Below are 1857 nucleotides of genomic sequence, written 5' to 3'. Positions count from 1 at the left end.
CTTTATCTAGTTTTGAGGGAATAAAAAATAAAAAAACCTCTTGAAAAACGACAAAAACTCTGTATAATAGAGGTTGTCGTTAGGAAAACGAAATAAATGTCTGGTGGCGATGGCGAGGAGGTCACACCCGTTCCCATACCGAACACGGAAGTTAAGCTCCTCAGCGCCGATGGTAGTTGGGGGTCTCCCCTGCGAGAGTAGGACGCTGCCAGGCGTATCGATCCGCAGTAGCTCAGTGGTAGAGCATTCGGCTGTTAACCGAACGGTCGCAGGTTCGAATCCTGCCTGCGGAGCCATTTGGAGAGCTGTCCGAGTGGTCGAAGGAGCACGATTGGAAATCGTGTAGGCGGTTAACGCTGCCTCAAGGGTTCGAATCCCTTGCTCTCCGCCATTATCAACATGGCCCGTTGGTCAAGTGGTTAAGACACCGCCCTTTCACGGCGGTAACACGGGTTCGAATCCCGTACGGGTCACCATGGAGGATTAGCTCAGCTGGGAGAGCACTTGCCTTACAAGCAAGGGGTCGGCGGTTCGATCCCGTCATCCTCCACCATACTATCTTATCGTCGCGGGGTGGAGCACGCCCGAATCCACTTCCTCGAAAACACTTCAGCGTACCGCTCGAGCTACTTCTTGAATTAGCTAACCGAGAGCGGGACGGTCAACAGACACATCGGGCATGAACCAAATTCTATAATTTTTATCGTCGCGGGGTGGAGCAGTCCGGTAGCTCGTCGGGCTCATAACCCGAAGGTCGCAGGTTCAAATCCTGCCCCCGCAATTAAAAAGGTCCCGTGGTGTAGCGGTTAACATGCCTGCCTGTCACGCAGGAGATCGCGGGTTCGATTCCCGTCGGGACCGCCAGTTGGCTCGGTAGCTCAGTCGGTAGAGCAAAGGACTGAAAATCCTTGTGTCGGCGGTTCGATTCCGTCCCGAGCCACCATTTAAAAATTGAACATACTGGCTTAGCTCAATTGGTAGAGCACGACCGAATAATCTTCGGAGCGATGCTTCAGCGTACCGCTCGAGCTGCTACTTGAGTAAACATACTGAGAGCGGGACGACTATAAGAATGAGTTAAAGTCAAAGATAAATCCAACATGCCGGCTTAGCTCAATTGGTAGAGCAACTGACTTGTAATCAGTAGGTTGCGGGTTCAAGTCCTGCAGCCGGCACCATGAGCGTCGTGGAGGGGTAGCGAAGTGGCTAAACGCGGCGGACTGTAAATCCGCTCCCTCTGGGTTCGGCGGTTCGAATCCGTCCCCCTCCACCATTACAGGGGCATAGTTTAATGGTAGAACAGAGGTCTCCAAAACCTCCAGTGTGGGTTCGATTCCTACTGCCCCTGCCAGACGTGGCGGCTATGGCGAAGTGGTTAACGCATCGGATTGTGGCTCCGACATTCGTGGGTTCGATTCCCACTAGTCGCCCCATATTTCATCACAATTTTTCATTACTTGCATATATTATTATTATTGGGCTATAGCCAAGCGGTAAGGCAACGGACTTTGACTCCGTGATGCGCTGGTTCGAATCCAGCTAGCCCAGCTTGCGGAAGTAGTTCAGTGGTAGAACACCACCTTGCCAAGGTGGGGGTCGCGGGTTCGAATCCCGTCTTCCGCTCCAAACAATATAAGGCGGCATAGCCAAGTGGTAAGGCAGAGGTCTGCAAAACCTTTATCACCGGTTCGAATCCGGTTGCCGCCTCCAACATACATAAAACGGCAACTTCCATGAAAAATGGAAGTTTTTTTATTTTATCATAAAATTAGGCTCTATAATAAATGTTGGGGTTTTCATACAATTTTGGTCAAAAAAAAGACACGCAACCCCGTTATTCTTTTATACTTGAATTGT

14 tRNA genes and 1 rRNA gene are annotated in these 1857 nt (G+C 50.7%); all 15 read left to right on the top strand.

Going from position 1 to position 1857, the window contains the following annotated elements:
• The first annotated feature begins 99 nt into the window (after window positions 1-99).
• Window positions 100-214 (top strand): 5S ribosomal RNA (gene rrf, locus ABES52_RS16335).
• Between the two features lie 7 nt (window positions 215-221).
• Window positions 222-296, top strand: a tRNA-Asn gene (locus ABES52_RS16330).
• Window positions 297-299: 3 nt separating this feature from the next.
• Window positions 300-391 (top strand) — tRNA-Ser (locus ABES52_RS16325).
• A gap of 10 nt (window positions 392-401) precedes the next feature.
• Window positions 402-476, top strand: a tRNA-Glu gene (locus ABES52_RS16320).
• A 1-nt stretch (window position 477) separates the two neighbouring features.
• A tRNA-Val gene (locus ABES52_RS16315) sits at window positions 478-553 on the top strand.
• A 154-nt stretch (window positions 554-707) separates the two neighbouring features.
• Window positions 708-781, top strand: a tRNA-Met gene (locus tag ABES52_RS16310).
• 7 nt (window positions 782-788) lie between these two features.
• Window positions 789-864: transfer RNA gene (locus ABES52_RS16305), tRNA-Asp, on the top strand.
• Between the two features lie 3 nt (window positions 865-867).
• A tRNA-Phe gene (locus ABES52_RS16300) sits at window positions 868-943 on the top strand.
• A 159-nt stretch (window positions 944-1102) separates the two neighbouring features.
• Window positions 1103-1178 (top strand) — tRNA-Thr (locus ABES52_RS16295).
• A 10-nt stretch (window positions 1179-1188) separates the two neighbouring features.
• Window positions 1189-1273 (top strand) — tRNA-Tyr (locus ABES52_RS16290).
• A gap of 4 nt (window positions 1274-1277) precedes the next feature.
• A tRNA-Trp gene (locus ABES52_RS16285) sits at window positions 1278-1351 on the top strand.
• Window positions 1352-1357: 6 nt separating this feature from the next.
• Window positions 1358-1433: transfer RNA gene (locus tag ABES52_RS16280), tRNA-His, on the top strand.
• 43 nt (window positions 1434-1476) lie between these two features.
• A tRNA-Gln gene (locus ABES52_RS16275) sits at window positions 1477-1548 on the top strand.
• A 3-nt stretch (window positions 1549-1551) separates the two neighbouring features.
• Window positions 1552-1626 (top strand) — tRNA-Gly (locus ABES52_RS16270).
• Between the two features lie 10 nt (window positions 1627-1636).
• Window positions 1637-1710: transfer RNA gene (locus tag ABES52_RS16265), tRNA-Cys, on the top strand.
• Window positions 1711-1857: the final 147 nt, after the last annotated feature.

It is taken from the genome of Aeribacillus pallidus, from assembly GCF_050478865.1.
GTDB lineage: Bacteria > Bacillota > Bacilli > Bacillales > JACDOC01 > JACDOC01.
The sequence above is the reverse complement of the archived record's forward strand: the minus strand, read 5'-3'. Positions and strand labels throughout refer to the sequence as shown.